Here is a 17841-nt window from a genome sequence, read left to right on the forward strand (position 1 = left end):
TCAGTCGATCCGGTACTGGATCGGCTTGAAGCTGCCGCCGTTCGACTGCAGCGCCGAGCATGCAGTCATGCCGATCACCAGGTCCATCACTGCTCGGAACACGATCGTGTCGCCAGCCTTGCTCAGCGGCGGCTCGACGGTGAAGGTGCCGGTCTCGCCGTTGATCGGCACGTTCATGAAGCAGTTGAAGGCGACCGGGATCTGATCCGGCTCGATATCCCAAGGCGCGAGCGCTTCGGCGAGGTTGCCGAAACAACCGCGGTGCGGATCGGTATCCCCATAGATAATCGCGAACGTCTCCTTCGAACACGGCGTCAGGAGAAAGTCGTGCCGGCCGACGTCATCCGCGACGATTTCCAGCATCACGTTGCTACGGTTCGAATACAGCAGGTCGCCGGTCGTCAGGTATAATCGGCTCACATAATCGAGCGTCCGCCCCGACGAGATCGCCTCCCGCACATCCGAACGATTGTAGGCTAGCAAATCTGACACCTGGCGACCCTCGGGATCGATCACGGTCAGGGTCTGGCCTTTGTCGAGCGTGAACCCCGCACCCGAACGCGGTGGGATCGTCTTGATATCACCCACGGGCTTCGCCTCGCTTGAAAGGACATTTCCAGGATTCGTCGACGACGCGCCCGCTATATTGCCGCGCCTCGCTGCTTTCGCCGTGACGCGCCAGCATCGGATTCATCGAACCGGCATATTCCAGATCGCGCGCCAGGATCGACGAGCGCAACTTGTCATAGCGCTGCTGGTCGCGCAGCACCTCGAACTGGTCGTGCAGGTTGAAAACCATCGCCGGCGATTCGAATTTGCGCGCCGGGCGGCTTGCATTTGGGTGAAGGCCGACGACGAAGAACGCTTCGCCAGCAAAGCTCAGCGAGAAATGCGGGTCGTCCGGATCGCTGCTGACCGAGGGATCGGGCTGGTATCCAAGCCATGAGTCCTTGTCGCTCAGCGACTGCGCGCGCGCCCACAGATGCGCTTCGAATTCCTCCTCGGACAATAAGGCAGGCGCCTCGAACAGGATGATCAGCGTCCGAAATATCGCGCGGTCTTCGCGATACTTTCGCACCGTCTCGCCCAATGCCGGGGAAATTCTCATGTCATCCCAAGCAGATCGCACGTCGCGGGCGACAAGAATATCCATCTGTCCCTTGGCGAGCGCGGACTTCGCCCCGACGCACGGAAACTGCGGTGCCTTCACCGTTTCGATGAAGCTAAGCGCGAGCGGATGGTCGTTTTGGAAGATTGGCTGATACATGGTCGGTGTGGAACACACGAACGGAAGCAATGTTTCGCCCCCGGCACGAGCTTTGATATGTATCAGTATGAATCCCGATCTGTTCTTTTACCGCGCAGGGCGGTACGGGAGGCGCCGGAAAAGGGGCTTGGATGATCTCGGAAAAGTTTCTCATGGGACGTGGTCGCCATGAGTTGAGCGACGAAGAAAAGCAGGTGCTGGAGGACAGCATCGGTTCGGTGCGGCAGGTGGCGGCGCGCAAGCAGATCGTGCGGGCGGGCGACCTGATCGACACGAGCACCCTCCTGATCGAAGGGTTCGTATGCCGCTACATGGACGACCGCGAGGGCCATCGCCAGCTGGTTGCCGTGCACGTGCCGGGCGATTTCGTCGATCTTCATGCCTTTCCGATGAAACGGCTCGACCATGACATCGCGACGCTCGGACCGGTGAAGATCGCGTGCTTCGAACATCGCACGCTCCAGACGATCACCGAGCGCTATCCGCATCTGACGAAGAAGCTGTGGTTCAGCACGCTGCTCGATGCCGCGATGCACCGCGAGTGGATTTTCCGTCTCGGGCGGCTAGGTGCGGAAGGGCGCATCGCGCACCTGTTCTGCGAACTGAACGTGAAGCTGGAGATGGTCGGGATGGCCGCCGACGGGCGCTTCACGCTGCCGATGACGCAACCCGATCTGGCGGAAGCTACGGGTCTGACGGGTGTGCACGTCAATCGCGTACTCCGCGCGCTGCGCGAAAAGAATTTGCTGACGTTCAAGGCAAATGAGGTGACGATCCTGGATCGGAAAGCGCTGGCGGCCGTTGCCGAGTTCGAACCACAATATCTGTACGGTTCCAGGGGCGATTGACGGATACCGGCCGCATGACTCCCGATGGGACCGACGGTCGGGAGGGCGAAGTCATGATGAAGCCGGAATCCACCCCTGGTATCGCCGACGCCGAGCACGGGCTGGTGACGCTGGACGGTCCCGATGGTTTGGCGATCACGTTCACGGTCGAGGCGGCGGCAGAGACGGGGCGACGGCTTATTGCAGCCGCCGAGCGCGCCGCGACCCAGTCCCGCGAAGACGGATCGAGCGACTGAAAGAGGCCTGCCGAAGGACCGCTCGGCGGACGGACCGGCGGCTACGCCTTCCGCATCGTGACTTTATCTCTATGCTACCCGGTACATCGACCGGGAGATCCATGTGCAGTTTCTATACCTCGCCGCCAGCGCCGTTGCGCTGATGGCGTCTACGTCCGTCGTCGCGCAGACCGGCGCAACCACCACGACGCCAGCGGAGAACCCGTTGCTCGCCGACTGGACCGGTCCGTTGGGCGGCGTGCCGCCCTGGGACAAGGTTCGCCCCGAGCTGTTCCCGCAGGCGTTCGAGATAACGCTTGCCGAACGCGCCGCGGAATACCGCAAGATCGCGGACAATCCCGCCAAGCCGACCTTCGCTAACACAATTGAGCCGATGCAGCTTGCCGGCAAGCGCTACGGGCAGGTGATGACGCTGTTCGGCGTAATGACCGGCAACATGAACACGCCAGCGTATCAGAAGCTCGACCGCGAATGGTCGCCGAAATTCTCGGCCGCGTCCGATGCGATCACGTTCGATAAGCGGCTGTTCGCACGCATCGAGGCGATCTACGCGGCGCGCAATTCGAGCGGGTTGAATGCGCAGCAGATCCGGCTCGTGACGCGGATCTACGACAGCTATGTCCGCCAGGGCGCCAAGCTCACCGACGCGCAGAAGACGCAGCTGTCGCAGTATAACCAGCAGCTCGCGACCGCGTTCTCGACGTTTGGCGAGAAGCTGCTCGCGGATGAGAGCAAGGCGATCTCGGTCACCGACGAGGCGCAACTCGCGGGGCTGCCGGACAGCGTGAAGGCGGTGGCCAAGGCCGCTGCGGCCGAGCGGAAACTGCCGGGCTTTGCGATCGTCAACACGCGCTCGGCGGTCGATCCTGTACTGACCTATGCCACCGATCGTGCGCTGCGCGAGAAGGTCTGGCGCGCGTTCGTCAATCGGGGCGATAACGGCGACGCGAACGACACGAACGCGACGATCGCGCAGATCGTGAAGCTCCGCGCCGACCGCGCGCATCTGCTCGGGTTCAAGACGCATGCCGACTGGCGGATGCAGGACACGATGGCCAAGACGCCCGCCGCGGCGATGGACCTGATGATGCGCGTCTGGCCCGCCGCGAAGGGGCGCGTCGCCGAGGAAGTCGCGGACATGCAGAAGGTCGCCGGCACCTCGCTGACGATCGAGCCGTGGGATTATCGCTTTTACCAGGAGAAGGTACGCAAGGCGCGGTACGACCTGGATCAGGCGCAGCTGAAGCCGTATTTCGAGCTCGGCAACATCATCCAGGGTTCGCTCTATGCCGCCAACCGGCTGTACGGGCTGAACTTCAAGGAGATCACCGGGACGGTGCCGGTGTTCGAGCCGAACATGCGGGTGTGGAGCGTGACCGACAAGACCGGCAAGGATGTCGGGCTGTTCTACCGCGACGATTTCGCGCGGACGGGCAAGCGATCGGGCGCGTGGGCGAACACGTATCGCGGCCAGCGGGGTCTTGCACCGGCGCAGCTCGTGCTGTCGTCGAACAACAACAATTTCGCGAAGGGGGCGCCCGGCGAGCCGATCCTGATCAGCCTCGACGATGCGCAGACGCTGTTCCACGAGTTCGGCCACGCGATCCACGCGATGCTCCAGACCGTCTATTATCCGGGGCTTGCCGGCACGCCGCGCGACTTCGTGGAATATCCGAGCCAGGTGAACGAGCATTGGCTGCTGACCCGCGACGTGCTCGACAAATATGCGCGGCATTACCAGACCAAGGCGGCGATGCCGCAGGCGTTGCTCGACAAGATCGAGAAGTCGCGCACCTTCAACCAGGGCTTCGCGACCACCGAATATCTGTCGTCTGCGATCGTCGACATGAAGATCCATACCGTGCCCGACGGCGTGATCGACCCCGACAAGTTCGAAGCCGCGACGCTCGCCGAGATCGGCATGCCGAAGCAGCTTGTGATGCGTCACCGCGTGCCGCAATTCCAGCATCTGTTCTCGTCGGACAGCTATTCCGCCGGCTATTACAGCTATCTGTGGTCCGAGACGATGGACGCGGACACGTTCGCTGCGTTCGAGGAGGCGGGCAGCCCATGGGACAAACCGACCGCGGACAAGTTCGCCAAGGTCCTACTGTCGACGGGTAACGAAACCGATCGTGCCGAGGCCTATCGCGCGTTCCGGGGTCGCGATCCCGATGTGAACGCGCTGCTCAAGAAGCGCGGTTTTGCACCAACACAAGCGGTACAGGGAGCTAAGTGATGGCGAGCAGCACAATTCCACCCGAAAAGAACCACCGGCTGAAATCGATCCTTGGCGGATCGGCGGGCAACCTCGTCGAGTGGTTCGACTGGTACGTCTATTCGGCGTTCGGCCTGTATTTCGCGCCGGTGTTCTTCCCCAAGGGCAATTCGACCGCACAGTTGATGAGCGTCGCCGCGGTATTCGCGGTCGGTTTCCTGATGCGCCCGATCGGTGCGTGGGTGATGGGCATCTATGCCGATCGCCATGGGCGTAAATCGGGGCTGACGCTGTCGGTGACGCTGATGTGCGCGGGCTCGTTCCTGATCGCGATCACGCCGGGGTTCGCGACGATCGGCTGGCTCGCACCCGCGTTGCTGATCCTCGCACGCCTGATGCAGGGGCTCAGCGTGGGTGGCGAATATGGCGCGAGTGCCGTGTATCTGTCGGAAATGGCGGGCAAGTCACGGCGCGCCTTCTTCTCTAGCTTCCAGTACGTGACGCTGATCGCCGGGCAGCTGCTCGCGCTCGGCGTGCTGTTGCTGCTCCAGTCGACGCTGGACACGGCACAGCTCGATGCGTGGGGCTGGCGCATCCCGTTCGCGATCGGCGGCGTGCTCGCGCTGGTCGTGTTCCGCATCCGTCGCGGGCTGCTCGAGACCGAGAGCTATCAGAACGCCAAGTCGGACGGCGCGCCGAAATCGAGCGGCTGGCTGCTGTTCAGCAAATATCCGCGCGAGGCGTTTACCGTGCTCCTGCTCACCGCCGGCGGTACGCTCGCCTTCTACGCGTACACCACGTACATGCAGAAGTTCCTGGTCAACACGAGCGGGTTCAGTCGCGAGTCCGCAACGCTGATCATGACTGCAGCGCTTGCCCTGTATGCGGCGTTCCAGCCGGCGGCGGGCGCACTGTCGGACCGCATCGGGCGCAAGCCGCTGATGGTCGGGTTCGGCATCGCCGGCGTGCTGTTCACGGTGCCGATCTTCACCGTATTGGAGACGGCGACCGATCCGTATCTGGCGTTCGGCCTGGTCGTGGCCTCGCTGTTCATCGTCACCGGCTACACCGCGATCAACGCGGTGGTGAAGGCGGAGCTGTTCCCCGCACACGTCCGCGCGCTGGGCGTGGCGTTGCCGTATGCGCTGGCGAACACGATGTTCGGCGGCACCGCGGAATATGTCGCGCTGTGGCTCAAGAACGAAGGCATGGAGCGCGGCTTCTACTGGTATGTGACGGCGATGATCGGCGTGTCGCTGATCGTGTACCTCCGCATGAAGGACACGCGGACGCATAGCCAGATCCTCGAGGACTGATACTTGGCTCCCTCTCCCCGAAGGGGAGAGGGAGCAGAAGGGGCTAGCGCGGGAGTTCGATGATCGCGTCGAGACCGCCGCCCACCCGGTTGACCAGGCGAATCTCGCCGCCGGCCTCGCGCACGATCGCGCGTGCCAGGGCCAGCCCCAGGCCGATCCCCCCCGTCTCGCGGTTGCGCGAACTCTCCAGCCGCGTGAAGGCGTCGAACACGTCGCCCATCCGGTCCTCCGGGATGCCCGGTCCCTGATCCGCCACGACGATCGCGACCGACTGCGCGCCTGCCTCGACGCGCACCTCCGCCGACACGCCGTATTTCACCGCATTCTCGATCAGATTGCGTACCGCGCGGCGCATCAGCGACGGTCGCAGGCGCATCCGCAACCGGTCCGCTTCGATGAAACTCACGTCGCTGCCAATGTCGCGGAAGTCCTCGACCACCGCATCGACCAGTGCTGCGAGATCAACGTCGGTCGGGGGCTCGCTTGGCCGTCCCAGCCGTGCGAGCGACAAGATGTCGTCGAGCGTGCGGTTCATCTCCGCCACCGTGTCGATCATCTTGGCGCGATCGGTGTCGTCCTCGACCGATTCGATCCTCACCCGCAGAGCAGCCAAAGGCGTGCGCAGGTCATGGCCGATCGCGCCGAGCATGCGGTCCTTCTCGTCGAGCATCCCCGTCACGCGCAACCTGAGCGCGTTGAACGCAGTGATCAGCGCGGCGACGTCGTCGGGGCCTTCCGCAGGCATCGGCACGCCGGGTTCGCCCGGCCGGAACCGCTCCGCCGCTACACGCAGATCGCGCAACGGTCGCGAGAGTCGGCGAACGATCCACAATACCGGCAACAGCACGATGCTATAAAGGATCGCGGTCTGACTGAGCAACGCGATCAACAAACGCGCGCCCGGTTGTGGCCAGGGTGCGGTGATCGTGAGCCAGCCGCGGCCAGGCTCTTCGACGGCAATCAACAACGTGGCGCCATCACGGTCGCCGCGGCGGATGCCGGCACGGCGACGGTCGTCGCGATCCTGGTCGACGCCGAGCGTCGGGGGCTGGAGCGCCGTGTCGATCCGCCCCACCGTCACGCCCTGATCCGCGAGTTGGCGGCGGAGTTCCGCGGCCACCTCGGGATGCCCCTCATACCCGACCCGCGGGATCGGATCGGCGGCAAGCCGGCGGACGCGCCCGCGGTCTGCAACGAGGGGACGGCCGCCATGCGCCTCCCGGTCGAGTGCATCGGCGATCCGCGTCGCGACCGGCCGGGTAGCCTGAGAGAGACGAAATTCGATCCGATCGCGCAGAACCAGCCCGAAGTTGATCGCCTGCGCGACGAACAGCGCCAGCGCGATCAGCAACGCCATCTGGCCCGCGAGGCTGCGCGGCCATGGCCGGATCATGGTTGCCGGATCACGGGTGGCACATCACAAACGGGTTACTTCGGCGGCAAGCGTATAGCCGCCGCCCCACACCGTCTTGATCAACTCCGGAGATTTCGCATCGGCTTCGATCTTGCGGCGCAACCGGCTGACCTGGTTGTCGATCGCGCGATCGAACGCGGCCGCCTCGCGCCCCTGCGTCAGGTCGAGCAGCTGGTCGCGCGTCAGCACCTGGCGCGGCCGGGTGACGAGCGCCAGCAGGAGGTTGTATTCGCCGGTCGACAGCGGCACCGACACGCCCTCGCGGTCGACAAGCGCGCGCTCGCCCGATTTCAGCACCCAGCCGGCAAAGGCATAGGCGTTCGCCTCGGGCGCATGCTGGCGCGCACCGCCCGCGGTCGCACGCCGCAGGATGACCTTCACGCGCGTCGCCAGTTCGCGCGGCGAGAACGGCTTCACGACATAATCGTCCGCGCCCATTTCGAGCCCGATGATCCGGTCGGTCTCCTCGGTGCGCGCGGTCAGCAGGATCACCGGTACGTCGCTGGTTGCGGCGATGTGACGGCACAGCGACAGCCCGTCCTCGCCCGGCATCATGATGTCGAGGATGACGAGATCGATCGCATACGCCGTCAGCCGCGTCCGCGCGCTCTCCGCATCGCCCGCCTGCGTGACGCGAAACCCCTGTTTGGTGAGGTACGCGGCCAACGGCTCGCGGATCGAGCGCTCGTCGTCGACGAGCAGCAGGTGCGGCATATCTCCCATCGGGGCAGTGTCTAGCATGGCGGCTGTCCAGGGGAAGCACCGGGACACGGTGCCTCCCCCCTTTCCCGGTTATCGAGCAGGTGCAGGGACCGGTGCTGGCGGAGTGACGCCCTCACGACGTTCGCGCCGGTCGACGTGGCGCATCTCGGCGGCGTTGGCGCGCTCGGTCGCGTCGATCGTGCCGTCGTGATTGGCGTCCATCCGGTCGAACCGCTTGAGCGCGCGCGCCTCGAACTCCTCGCGCGTCACGGTGCCGTCGCGGTTCGGATCCATCCGGCGGCCCATGCCGTCATGCTTGCGACCACCGGGCGGTGGCACGGGGACGTCGCGACCGCTCGCCACCATCCGGTCGTGCATCGCGGTCCGATAGGCGCGCATCTCGCCGGCGCTGACGCGGCCGTCGCGGTCGGTATCCATCTGCGCGAACCGGGCGTCGGCCTGCGCGATCGCCTCCGCGCGCGTCGTGACGCCGTCGCGGTTGGCGTCCTGCCGCATCGGCGGACGGGGAGTAGCGGGGGCAGGGGCGGTCTGCGCGCTGGCAGCGTACGTGATCGCGCTGGCGGCGAGCATCAGGGTGAGGACGGTCTTGCGCATGTCGGACTCCGGCTGTGTGGGACGAATTCCCACTGAATGACGCCGGTCTAAACCCCGGTTGTCGCAAGCGTCTGCCGGCCTGCCGCCAATGTGTCGCAAGATATGTCGGGCGCGCACGCCCCCTCCGCTGGCGTCAGGCGAAGATCGCGACGCTCTGCATCTGTTCGGCGATCGGCGTGCCGTCGGCGTTCCAGATCGCCATCTGCTGGCTGGAGCTGCCCTCGCGCGTGTAATCGGTGGTCGCGCGCAGCAGCCACCAGCCGTCGCGCGTCACCGGCCGCGGCCCGAGGATGTTGAGCAGCCACGTCATCGAACTGAGCGGGGCGGGGCCGCCGAGCAGCTTCAACGCGGCGGGCGGCAGGCAATCGGCGAGCGCGATCAGCTCGACCATCGGATCGAGCCCTTCACGCTCGACCAGCCGCGCCCAGCGCAGCCACTCGGTGGGCCCGACGCCGTCGTCGCGGCGGTCGAGCATGTCGAAATTGCGCGAGAACACCACCGCGCTGTTACCGCGGAAGGTCTGCGTGTCCGACCCTGGCATCGGAAAGTCGGGCGCGCGACCGGTCTGGTGATCGACGCGGGACTCCACCGCGCCCATGAACACGAACGTCGCGCGCAAGCCCAGCCCCGCCGCGCTCTCGACATCCGCCTGGACGAACGCGGCGTTGCGACCGCGCCGCAACCGGCTCGCGCGGATCACGATCTCGCCCGACAGCGGCCCGATGAACGATACCTGCGCGGACCGCAGCGGGGGCAGGTCGACATCGGACTTCTGCGCCGCATGGAGCGCGAGCGCGGCGGAGAAGCCGCCATACGCCGTGCGGCCCTGCAGCCAACTCTCCGGCACGGTGCCACGCCAGCCGCCTTCGGTCGGCTCAAGCGCGTCGATCGCCTGTTTGAGACTGGTCATTGTTCTCGTACCTTTCATCCCCGTCATCCTGGGCTCGACCCAGGATCCAGAGTCAAGCATCGGAGCATTCGTGACTCTGGATCCTGACTTTCGTCAGGATGACGGCGTGAGTTGGGACGGCGGGGGCGTGCTGAGCCGGTCGCGGAGTTCGCGCTTCAGTACCTTGCCGATCGCGCTGCGCGGGAGCTCGTCGGCGACGTGGAGTGCCGACAGCCGCTGGGTCTTGCCGAGTTGCGCATTGGCCCAGGAAAGGATTGCGGGCGCGTCCTCCGTCCGTCCGTCTCGCGCGACGTAGAAGCCGACCGGCGTTTCGCCCCACGCCTCGGAGGGCACGCCGATCACCGCACAGTCCGCGACGGCCGGATGCTTCGCCAATACCGCCTCCAGGTCCGACGGATAGATGTTGAACCCGCCCGAGATGATCAGGTCCTTCTTCCGGTCCATCAGCGTCAGGAAACCGTCCTCGTCGAACCGTCCGACGTCGCCGTGGCGGATATAGCGGTTGCCGTCCGCGTCATACCATTCGGCCTCGCGCGTTGCTTCCGATCGGCCGTGATAGCCGTTCATCATCGCCGGGCTGCGGCCGACGACTTCGCCCATATCGCCTGGCGCGACTTCGGTACCGTCGTCGTCGATCAGGCGGATCTCGTGGCCCGGCATCGGCTGGCCGACGGTGTGGAGCTTGGTCGGATTGGCAGTGGCGTTCAGTGCGCAACTCGCGCCGCCCTCGGTCATGCCATAGAATTCGACGAGCACGCCCGGCCAGCGCGAGACCACGTCGGCCTTCAGCGCGGCGGAGAAGGGCGCGCTGGTGCTGGTCTTGAAGCGGAACGCCGATAGGTCGAAGTCGCCGAAATCGGGCAACGCCATGATCCGCTGGTACTGGACCGGCACCAGCATCGTGTGCGTCGCGCGGTACCGCTCGGCGAGTGCGAGATAGGCACGCGCCTCGAACTTCTTCATCAGTACCACCGACCCGCCCCAGCCGAGCGTCGGCAGGAAGCTTACAAGGGTGGTGTTCGAGTAGAGCGGGGTGGCGATCATGGTCACCGCGGTGTCGAACCCGGCGGCGGTGTTGCGCGAGATATGCGCCCAGCGCATCGCTTGGCTCTGGACGATGCCCTTCGGCGTGCCGGTGGTGCCGGAGGAATAGATGATGTTGAACGGGTCTTCGGGGGTGATTGCGATGGGGGTTGGCTTGGCGCCATCGGGTGCAAGCCATGAACCAAAAGATTGTTCTCCCGCGAAGGCGGGAGTCCAGGCTGGGCTCCTGCCTTCGCGGGAGAACATGATGGGGCGGGCTGAAAGCGTTTGTCCCGCCAGCGCCCGCGCATTCTCCCCGTCGAGGAACACCAACGGAGCGCCACTATCGGCAATCATCGCCGCGATCGCCGCCGGCGTAGCGGACGGCGCGATCGGCGTTGCGACGCACCCCGCGCGTACCGCACCAAGGAAAGCGGCGGTGTAGTCCGCCGTCGGCGCCGCGACGATTGCCACCGCGGTTCCCGGCGCCACTCCGTCGCGTTGCAACGCTGTCGCGACCCGGTCCATCATCGCGTCGAGCGTCCGATAGTCGATACTGCCCTGCGCGTCGGCTACCGCGGTGCGATCCCCCCGTTCAAGCGCGTGCGCGCGGATCAGATCGGGCAGGGTGGCGAAGCCCGAGGCGAGCATGTCTGCGGCAGTCGTCATCCGCGCACCGCTAGGCGAACGCGTCCGGCAATGCCATACGGTATATTCGAAAAACAAAGCCGAGGAGACGCCGTTGCTGTTCTACGATAGCGCGTTGCCAGCGCCCAACCCCCGCCGCGTCCGCATCTTCCTCGCCGAAAAGCATATTCGCGTGCCGATGGCGCAGGTCTCGATCCCGAAGGCGGAACACAAGGCCGAAGCCTTTCTATCGGTTAATGCGCTGGGCCAGACGCCCGCACTCGCGTTCGACGATGGCCGCGTGCTGACCGAGAGCGTCGCGATCTGCCGCTATTTCGAAGTGCTCCACCCGGAACCGCCGATGTTCGGGCACGGCGCGCACAACATCGCCGAGATCGACATGTGGACGCGGCGGATCGAACTGCGGTTGATGACGCCGCTGTCGATGGTCTGGCAACATACCCACCCCTGGACCGCGCGGATCGTGAAGCCGCAATATACCGACTTCGGCGAAAGCCAGCGGCCACGCGTACTCGCGGCCATGGCGGAGTTCGATCATGCGCTGGACGGTCGCGAGTGGCTTGATGGCGAGCGTTACACGATCGCGGACATCGTCCTGCTCACGACGATCGACTTCGCGGCGTTCGTCGGCGTGGCGATGCCGGACGCGTCGGCGCACCTCAGGGCATGGCACGCCCGCGCGTCCGCTCGGCCAAGTGCGCACGCGTAGGTTCAGGATTTTTGCAGGCGAACGGACGGGGTTAACCAACTCGTTTGACGAGATTGCAGTCATCGCCATCGTAGTTCGTCGACAGGGTGATGGCACCTGTCGGGGAAGTGTCGATGAAAGCAGCGTTACTGATAGGGGCCCTTTGTGCATTGCCGGCGGCCGCTCTCGCCGAAGACGTGCGGCCCGGTATCGTAGCGGTGTCGGACGGTCCGGTTTCGCAGATCGTCATCCCTGCGCATACCGAAATGCTGTTGAGGCTGGACGAGCAGGTCGGATCCGACCGCGCGCGCGTCGGGCAGCCGGTTGCCGTTTCCGTGGCGCGCGACGTCATCGTCGACGGCGTCGTGGCAATTCCTCGCGGGGCGGCGGGCACCGGAGCGGTGACCTATCGCACCGGCAAGGGCGCGTTTGGCAAGTCGGGCAAGATCGACATCGAACTCCGGTCGATCGACGTCGCCGGGCGCACGGTGCCGGTCGTCGGTCGCTATCATGCGGCCGGGGACGGGCGTACCGGCGAAACGCTCGGCACGATCCTGGTCGGCGGGGTCGTCGCTGGTGCCTTCATCACCGGTCGCCACGCGATTTTCGAGGAGGGCAGGGAGTTTACCGCCTTCACCGGCACCGCAACGTCGATCGTGCGCCCGACCGTACGGATGGCGCGGTTTGTTCCACCCCCTGCGGCACCGACCATGCGCAATGCCCCGTTCGTGCGCGTCAGGTCGAACGCACCCGGCTTCGTAAACGCCGCGGCCTTCACGGGCGCCGACGTCACGCCGGTCTACACCGAGGGAAGTTTCGCGCAGCGACTCGCTGCCGCACAACCGGTCCATGGCGGCGATCCGCGCCTGGGGTGGACGATCAGCGACTGAAGCGTCGGCGATGCCGGTGCGCTGCAACCGGGGCGCGGCTGGGCGGGCCACCGCTCACACAAGGCACTGTCGTGCGAACGACGGTCGATGTACGAAAATATCCTTTGCAAGATCGGTTTTCTATGCGAGGAGGCCGCATACCCGGTATTCAGATTGCCCGGACGCTCCGCTCCATCGATGATGCGGAGGTGAGCCCGGCCAAGACGTTGGAGAGGGGATAAGGCGGAAGAGCGACCCGAACAAGGAAGCATCTTCCGCCGTCCTTCTCGCCAGACTTCATCCTCATCCAAAATCGCAGAAGATCGCTTCGTCTTGCCGATATCGCTCGGCAACGCCATCGCGTCGGCTCGTCTCAACTCGCCCGGGATTACAGCTTTGGCTTGTCTGGTACGCCTTTCATGTCTTAGCTTAGGGCAAGTTTCGATTTCGAGGTATTGTCGATGGCCACAGCGTATCAGTCCCATCCCGAGATCGCCGACGCGCTGGCAATGAAGCGACGGGGCCTGACGCTGGCGCTGCTCACCTTCACGTACTTCTTCAGCTATATGGACCGCCAGATCCTGGCGATCCTGCTCGAGCGGATCAAGGCGGACCTGGTGCTGACCGACACGCAGCTCGGATTGCTGTCGGGACTGGTGTTCGCGATATTCTATGCGACGCTCGGCATCCCGGTCGCGCGGCTGGCGGATCGAACGAGTCGGCGCAACATCATCGCGGCGAGCCTGACGATCTGGAGCGCGATGACCGCGCTATGCGGACTTGCCCAGAACTTCACGCAATTGATGCTGTTCCGGATCGGCGTCGGCATCGGCGAAGCGGGGTCGAGCCCGCCGAGCCATTCGATCATCGCCGATCTGTATCCGCCCGAGAAACGCGCGAGTGCGATGGCGGTATATTCGCTCGGCGTGGTGCTTGGATCGGGGTTCGGTACGCTGATCGGCGGCGTCGTTGCGCATTCCTACGGCTGGCGAATCGCGATGATGACCGTCGGCCTGCCGGGGATCGCGCTTGCCGTGCTCGTCCGCCTGTTCATGGTCGAGCCCCGCCGCGGGCTTTCCGATGCGGTACGCGTGACGTCCGTAACGCCGATGCCGAGCGTCGCGCAAGGTTTCGCGTCGATGTGGGCGAGCGCGCCGGCGCGCCATCTGGTGGTCGGCGTCACGCTGATGTCGATGATCGGCTATGCGCTCACCGGCTGGGGGCCGAGCTATATGCAGCGCTCGCTCGGCGTGTCGATGCTCGACGTCTCGCGCTACATCGCACTGCCGGGTGCGTTCTTCGGGGCGATCTCGGCGCTTGCGGGCGGCAAGATCGCCGACGTCATGGCCAAGCGGCACGGGCTGCATGTGCAGAGCTGGGTGGTGTTGGTGATGAAGGGGCTGTCGCTGCCATTCGCGCTCGCCTTCTACCTGATCGACGTGCCCTTCGTCGCGATCGGCGGGTATTTCGTCTATCTGCTGTTCGCCAATTCCTATCTCGGGCCGAGCTTCGCCCTCATTCAGCATCTCGCCCCGTTGCAGATCCGGGCGATGTGGGCGGCGATCACGTTGCTGGTCATCAACCTTGTCGGTCTGGGTCTAGGGCCCACGATGGTCGGCTGGCTGAGCGACCTGTTGAAGCCGGCATTCGGCGAGGATTCGCTGCGGTATGCATTGGTGATCATCGTCCTGATGACCCCTTGGGCACTGTTCCATTATTGGCGCGCGGGGGTTCTTCTGAAGCGCGCTGAGGACGCCAGCTTCAAAGCTGGCGCGTGACTCCCATTCTCGTCCGTCGCGGTTCTGCGCGCCTCTCCCTGTCTTGAATGGGAGAGGGGAGCGTAGGGCGGTAACGTGATAGAGCTATCGTGATCTCGCCGCAGGCATGCGCACGGAGATTTCCGGCGCATCCGCCAGCATCCACGCCAACGCCGATGCCCGGTCGTCGAACACCGCCATGTCGTCACGCACCGATGCGATCCGCTTCATCTGCAACCGCGCGAGCTTACCTTCGGTATACAGTGCCACCTTGCGCGATTTCAGCGGCATCGACACCGCCACGCGCTGTAGCATCGCGATCACCTCCTGCGGCTGGATCGCGGACTTCGAAAAATTGCACAGCAGCATGTGGCGCTTACCGGTCGCCAGCACCCGACGTCCCTCGCACTCCAGATCGCGAAGGAACGCTCCGACATGCTCGATCGTCCAGAATCCGGACGCGTCGACTTCGACAATGCCGGTCTTGAGATCGGTTCTGATCGTATGCATGCAACCTCCTTGGAGGCGCAGCGATCGACCCTCAGCCGTTAACGCGGCGTAACCAAACCGTTACGACCTCGAACGCTTGCCAGTCTGGGGGAATGGTCAGGGCTTCGCCATCCGGTCGTCGAACAGGCCGAACATCAGCGTCGAGGCATACATCGCGATCGCGCGCTCGCGCGGCATCGTCGACGCCCATTTGCGCATGTCGAACGCGGCATTCTGCAGCGCCATCAACGCCTGCGCCGCGATCAGCGCATCGACCGCGCGGATCGATCCTTCGCCGATCCCGTCCATCATCATCCCCGCATAACGCCGCGCGATCCCGTTCGAGCGGTCGACCATCGCGTTGCGCACGCCGACCGGCAGGCCGCTCAGCGCCGTGGTACGCAACAACGGCCCACGCTCGGCGAACTGGACGTCGAGCAACGTCGCAACGGTGCTCGATAGCTTGTGCCAGTAACTGCCGCCCTCGGTCTCGCCACGGCTCTGCGCATCGGCGATCGTGTCGAAGCTGCGGCGGTAACACGCGATGACGAGATCGTCCTTCGCGTCGAGATGGTGGTAGAAACTGCCTTTGGTCACGTTCAGCTCGGACGCGATCTTCTGCACCGAGGCGCCGCGATAGCCGAGTTCGTTGATCAGGCGCGTCGCGGCGAGCAGGAACGCTTCGCGCCCCGGCTCCGCCTCGTCATGGCTGAGGTCGAGCAGGGTAGGCGACCATGTGGCGTCCTTGCCTGCGATGCCGTGCGCGAACACGTCCATCAAGCGCTCCTCGACGCGGCCGTACTGATCGGGCTCGTACCGGGTCAGCCAGATCGGCAGCCAGAACGTGTTTTCCAGCAGCACATGTGCGCGGGCGCCGTTGAGATCGGTCTGCGCACGCGACGATGTCGGGCCCCACAACAGCCGCGTGCGGCGGAACACCTCGCGCCAGCCGGCCATCAGCCGGCCGCGCATCGGCTCCTCGGTGGCGCGAAGATCGGAAAGGACCGCGAACGCCTTCTCCTCGCCGCGCTGGATACGCCCAAGACGGGCCATGTTGAGCGCGAGATAGCGCCGCACGCGCTCCTCGGGCGTCGCCTCTTCCATCGCGGCATCGAGCATCGCCACGAGTGAATCGAGCGTGTTCTCGAACGCCGCTGCCGCGAGGTCTTCCTTGCGCTTGAAATAATAGGTAACGCTGGTCGTGTTGAGCCCGACGCGCCGCGCCACGTCCGCGAACGTCATGCCCTTAGCACTCTGTTCGTTGATCGCTTCTGCCGCCGCGGCGAGGATCGCGTCACGCTTCGCACGGAAGCGCTTGGTGCCCTGTTCGCTCTCGTCGCTGGCCTCTGCCGGAACCTTCATCGAAACACCCTATCAGCTTCGATTTGAAGATACAGTGCTTTTTAGGCGTTTTCGGGGCGGACTTGAAAACATGCTTTCCGGCGCCCTCCACACGCTTTACCGAATACGCGGTATGGTCTACCCCGCCTCCAAAGCGATGACGAATGGAGAGCCCGCATGGATTTCAGCTTCAGCGAACGAGAGACGTATTTCCGGGATCGGGTCCGGGATTTCATCGACCAGAACATCCGCCCACGACAGGCCGATTACGACCAGCAAGCGCATGAAGGCGAACGCTGGAAGGTGATTCCGGTGATCGAGGAGATGAAGGAGAAGGCCAAGGCGGCGGGTCTCTGGAATTTCTTCATGCCGCCGCATTCCGGGCAGACGCACGTCGACGATTCGTTCGAATTCGAAGGCACGCAGCTCACCAATCTCGAATATGCGTTATGCGCGGAGGAGATGGGCAAGGTCGCGTGGGCGAGCGAATGCTTCAACTGTTCGGCGCCCGATACCGGCAACATGGAGGTGTTTCACCGCTATGGCACGCGCGAACAGAAGGAGGCGTATCTCGGGCCGCTGATGCGTGGCGAGATCCGCTCGGCGTTCCTGATGACCGAGCCTGCGGTGGCGTCGTCGGATGCGACCAACATCGAGACGTCGATGGTGCGCGACGGCGATCATTACGTCATCAACGGCACGAAGTGGTGGTCGAGCGGCGTGGGCGATCCGCGCTGCAAGATCGCAATCGTCATGGGCAAGACGAGCTTCGAGGGATCGCGGCACCAGCAGCAGAGCCAGATCCTCGTGCCAATGGACACGCCCGGCGTGACGATCAAGCGGATGCTGTCCGTGTATGGCTATGACCACGCACCGCACGGGCATGGCGAAGTGGTGCTGGAGAATGTCCGCGTGCCGGTCGAGAACGTGCTGCTCGGCGAGGGGCGCGGGTTCGAGATCGCGCAGGGGCGGCTCGGGCCGGGTCGTATTCATCACTGCATGCGTACCATCGGCGTGGCGGAGACCGCGATCGAGGCGATGGCCCGGCGGCTGCTCGACCGGGTCGCGTTCGGCAAGCGGATCGCCGACTTCTCGGTGTGGGAGGAGCGGATCGCGACTGCGCGGATCGACATCGAGATGACGCGCCTGCTGTGCCTCAAGGCGGCGGACATGATGGACAATGCGGGCAACAAGTCCGCGCAGATCGAGATTTCGATGATCAAGGTGGCCGCGCCTAACATGGCGTTGCGCATCCTCGACGACGCGATCCAGGCGCATGGCGGCGGCGGTGTCTCGGGCGATTTCCGGTTGGCGCATGACTGGGCGGCGATGCGCACCCTGCGGTTCGCGGATGGTCCGGACGAAGTCCACAACCGCTCGATCGCGCGCAACGAGTTCGGGAAATACGGCGACTTCCGCAAGGGTGGCGTGTCCAGCGGGGACGTCGGAGTTAGCCGCTAGACCCATACCGCCCCCCTTCCGTTCGTCCTGAGCGAAGTC

At 64.8% G+C, this 17841-nt stretch carries 17 protein-coding genes; 8 read left to right on the plus strand and 9 right to left on the minus strand.

Annotation, left to right across the window (positions count from 1 at the left end; translation table 11 throughout):
* Both U1707_RS07995 and gntA read right to left on the minus strand, forming a co-directional pair.
* Complete coding sequence (locus U1707_RS07995; RefSeq protein WP_332799542.1) at window positions 1–588, minus strand: DUF1989 domain-containing protein; 588 nt, start codon at window positions 586–588, stop codon at window positions 1–3.
* Window positions 581–1267, minus strand: coding sequence for a guanitoxin biosynthesis heme-dependent pre-guanitoxin N-hydroxylase GntA (gntA, locus tag U1707_RS08000; protein WP_332799543.1), 687 nt, complete (start codon window positions 1265–1267; stop codon window positions 581–583). Before gntA ends, U1707_RS07995 begins: the two co-directional genes overlap by 8 nt.
* Before the next feature lie 131 nt (window positions 1268–1398).
* On the opposite strand from gntA, the gene U1707_RS08005 reads away from it, so the two are divergent.
* The 4 genes from U1707_RS08005 (at window position 1399) to U1707_RS08020 (ending at window position 5885) form a co-directional block, all read left to right on the plus strand.
* A complete protein-coding gene (locus U1707_RS08005) occupies window positions 1399–2115 on the plus strand; it encodes a Crp/Fnr family transcriptional regulator (RefSeq protein ID WP_332799544.1) in 717 nt (238 codons plus the stop codon).
* Window positions 2116–2129: 14 nt separating this feature from the next.
* A complete protein-coding gene (locus U1707_RS08010; protein WP_332799545.1) occupies window positions 2130–2351 on the plus strand; it encodes a hypothetical protein in 222 nt (73 codons plus the stop codon).
* 103 nt (window positions 2352–2454) lie between these two features.
* Window positions 2455–4590 carry a M3 family metallopeptidase gene (locus tag U1707_RS08015; RefSeq protein ID WP_332799546.1) on the plus strand — a complete coding sequence of 712 codons (2136 nt, stop codon included), beginning with the start codon at window positions 2455–2457 and terminating at the stop codon, window positions 4588–4590.
* Window positions 4590–5885 carry an MFS transporter gene (locus tag U1707_RS08020; protein WP_332799547.1) on the plus strand — a complete coding sequence of 432 codons (1296 nt, stop codon included), beginning with the start codon at window positions 4590–4592 and terminating at the stop codon, window positions 5883–5885. Before U1707_RS08015 ends, U1707_RS08020 begins: the two co-directional genes overlap by 1 nt.
* 43 nt (window positions 5886–5928) lie before the next feature.
* On the opposite strand, the gene U1707_RS08025 is transcribed toward U1707_RS08020, so the two are convergent.
* The 5 genes from U1707_RS08025 to U1707_RS08045 form a co-directional block, all read right to left on the minus strand.
* On the minus strand, window positions 5929–7278 hold the full coding sequence (locus U1707_RS08025) for a sensor histidine kinase (protein WP_332799548.1): 1350 nt from the start codon (window positions 7276–7278) through the stop codon (window positions 5929–5931).
* Between the two features lie 24 nt (window positions 7279–7302).
* Window positions 7303–8022, minus strand: coding sequence for a response regulator (locus tag U1707_RS08030; protein WP_151992536.1), 720 nt, complete (start codon window positions 8020–8022; stop codon window positions 7303–7305).
* A gap of 69 nt (window positions 8023–8091) precedes the next feature.
* Entirely contained in the window at window positions 8092–8616 is a 525-nt protein-coding gene (locus U1707_RS08035; protein WP_332799549.1) for an EF-hand domain-containing protein, read from the minus strand.
* Window positions 8617–8749: 133 nt separating this feature from the next.
* A complete protein-coding gene (locus U1707_RS08040) occupies window positions 8750–9526 on the minus strand; it encodes a thioesterase family protein (RefSeq protein ID WP_332799550.1) in 777 nt (258 codons plus the stop codon).
* Window positions 9527–9619: 93 nt separating this feature from the next.
* The gene (locus tag U1707_RS08045; protein WP_332799551.1) at window positions 9620–11218 is read right to left on the minus strand and encodes a class I adenylate-forming enzyme family protein; all 1599 of its coding nucleotides are present in this window, start codon (window positions 11216–11218) and stop codon (window positions 9620–9622) included.
* Between U1707_RS08045 and U1707_RS08050 the strand changes: the two genes are divergently transcribed.
* The 3 genes from U1707_RS08050 to U1707_RS08060 all read left to right on the plus strand — a co-directional run bounded on the left by U1707_RS08050 (window position 11199) and on the right by U1707_RS08060 (window position 14532).
* On the plus strand, window positions 11199–11906 hold the full coding sequence (locus tag U1707_RS08050) for a glutathione S-transferase family protein (RefSeq protein ID WP_332799552.1): 708 nt from the start codon (window positions 11199–11201) through the stop codon (window positions 11904–11906). The genes U1707_RS08045 and U1707_RS08050 overlap by 20 nt on opposite strands.
* Before the next feature lie 113 nt (window positions 11907–12019).
* Window positions 12020–12775, plus strand: a complete 756-nt coding sequence (locus U1707_RS08055) for a hypothetical protein (protein WP_332799553.1) — start codon at window positions 12020–12022, stop codon at window positions 12773–12775.
* 440 nt (window positions 12776–13215) lie between these two features.
* Window positions 13216–14532 carry a spinster family MFS transporter gene (locus U1707_RS08060; protein WP_332799554.1) on the plus strand — a complete coding sequence of 439 codons (1317 nt, stop codon included), beginning with the start codon at window positions 13216–13218 and terminating at the stop codon, window positions 14530–14532.
* An 84-nt stretch (window positions 14533–14616) separates the two neighbouring features.
* Here U1707_RS08060 and U1707_RS08065 read toward each other — a convergent pair whose 3' ends face one another.
* Together U1707_RS08065 and U1707_RS08070 are read right to left on the minus strand one after the other, a co-directional pair.
* Complete coding sequence (locus tag U1707_RS08065; protein WP_332799555.1) at window positions 14617–15021, minus strand: hypothetical protein; 405 nt, start codon at window positions 15019–15021, stop codon at window positions 14617–14619.
* Between the two features lie 96 nt (window positions 15022–15117).
* Window positions 15118–16362 (minus strand): TetR/AcrR family transcriptional regulator, encoded by a 1245-nt coding sequence (locus tag U1707_RS08070; RefSeq protein WP_332799556.1) that lies wholly within the window; start codon window positions 16360–16362, stop codon window positions 15118–15120.
* Between the two features lie 156 nt (window positions 16363–16518).
* On the opposite strand from U1707_RS08070, the gene U1707_RS08075 reads away from it, so the two are divergent.
* On the plus strand, window positions 16519–17802 hold the full coding sequence (locus tag U1707_RS08075) for an acyl-CoA dehydrogenase family protein (RefSeq protein WP_332799557.1): 1284 nt from the start codon (window positions 16519–16521) through the stop codon (window positions 17800–17802).
* Window positions 17803–17841 lie beyond the last annotated feature (39 nt).

The organism is Sphingomonas sandaracina (genome assembly GCF_036663695.1).
Lineage (GTDB): Bacteria > Pseudomonadota > Alphaproteobacteria > Sphingomonadales > Sphingomonadaceae > Sphingomonas.

Coding starts and splice junctions, on each gene's coding strand:
- gntA (WP_332799543.1), bottom strand. CDS start 1,267: ATGTATCAGCCAATCTTCCAAAACGACCATCCGCTCGCGCTTAGCTTC.
- U1707_RS08005 (WP_332799544.1), top strand. CDS start 1,399: ATGATCTCGGAAAAGTTTCTCATGGGACGTGGTCGCCATGAGTTGAGC.
- U1707_RS08010 (WP_332799545.1), top strand. CDS start 2,130: ATGACTCCCGATGGGACCGACGGTCGGGAGGGCGAAGTCATGATGAAG.
- U1707_RS08020 (WP_332799547.1), top strand. CDS start 4,590: ATGGCGAGCAGCACAATTCCACCCGAAAAGAACCACCGGCTGAAATCG.
- U1707_RS08025 (WP_332799548.1), bottom strand. CDS start 7,278: ATGATCCGGCCATGGCCGCGCAGCCTCGCGGGCCAGATGGCGTTGCTG.
- U1707_RS08030 (WP_151992536.1), bottom strand. CDS start 8,022: ATGGGAGATATGCCGCACCTGCTGCTCGTCGACGACGAGCGCTCGATC.
- U1707_RS08035 (WP_332799549.1), bottom strand. CDS start 8,616: ATGCGCAAGACCGTCCTCACCCTGATGCTCGCCGCCAGCGCGATCACG.
- U1707_RS08040 (WP_332799550.1), bottom strand. CDS start 9,526: ATGACCAGTCTCAAACAGGCGATCGACGCGCTTGAGCCGACCGAAGGC.
- U1707_RS08050 (WP_332799552.1), top strand. CDS start 11,199: ATGTCTGCGGCAGTCGTCATCCGCGCACCGCTAGGCGAACGCGTCCGG.
- U1707_RS08045 (WP_332799551.1), bottom strand. CDS start 11,218: ATGACGACTGCCGCAGACATGCTCGCCTCGGGCTTCGCCACCCTGCCC.
- U1707_RS08055 (WP_332799553.1), top strand. CDS start 12,020: ATGAAAGCAGCGTTACTGATAGGGGCCCTTTGTGCATTGCCGGCGGCC.
- U1707_RS08060 (WP_332799554.1), top strand. CDS start 13,216: ATGGCCACAGCGTATCAGTCCCATCCCGAGATCGCCGACGCGCTGGCA.
- U1707_RS08065 (WP_332799555.1), bottom strand. CDS start 15,021: ATGCATACGATCAGAACCGATCTCAAGACCGGCATTGTCGAAGTCGAC.
- U1707_RS08070 (WP_332799556.1), bottom strand. CDS start 16,362: ATGAAGGTTCCGGCAGAGGCCAGCGACGAGAGCGAACAGGGCACCAAG.
- U1707_RS08075 (WP_332799557.1), top strand. CDS start 16,519: ATGGATTTCAGCTTCAGCGAACGAGAGACGTATTTCCGGGATCGGGTC.